This window comes from Bacillus cereus group sp. BfR-BA-01380 (assembly GCF_022663535.1).
Taxonomy (GTDB): Bacteria; Bacillota; Bacilli; order Bacillales; family Bacillaceae_G; genus Bacillus_A; species Bacillus_A cereus_BB.
In genome coordinates this window covers 1-398 of sequence record NZ_JAKUFS010000099.1, presented here as the reverse complement: position 1 = coordinate 398, position 398 = coordinate 1, and the positions used below count along the sequence as shown (strand labels likewise).

Here is a 398-nt window from a genome sequence, read left to right as displayed (position 1 = left end):
GCTAGTAATCGCGGATCAGCATGCCGCGGTGAATACGTTCCCGGGCCTTGTACACACCGCCCGTCACACCACGAGAGTTTGTAACACCCGAAGTCGGTGGGGTAACCTTTTTGGAGCCAGCCGCCTAAGGTGGGACAGATGATTGGGGTGAAGTCGTAACAAGGTAGCCGTATCGGAAGGTGCGGCTGGATCACCTCCTTTCTATGGAGAATTGATGAACGCTGTTCATCAATAAAGTTTCCGTGTTTCGTTTTGTTCAGTTTTGAGAGAACTATCTCTCGAAAATATATGTTCTTTGAAAACTAGATAACAGTGTAGCTCATATTTTTTTAATTTTGGTTAAGTTAGAAAGGGCGCACGGTGGATGCCTTGACACTAGGAGTCGATGAAGGACGGGA

Annotated in this window: 1 rRNA gene; it reads left to right on the top strand. The window is 47.2% G+C overall.

From position 1 onward, the window contains the following. A 16S ribosomal RNA gene (locus MR076_RS26070) occupies nt 1-201 on the top strand; the annotation flags it as partial. Nucleotides 202-398 lie beyond the last annotated feature (197 nt).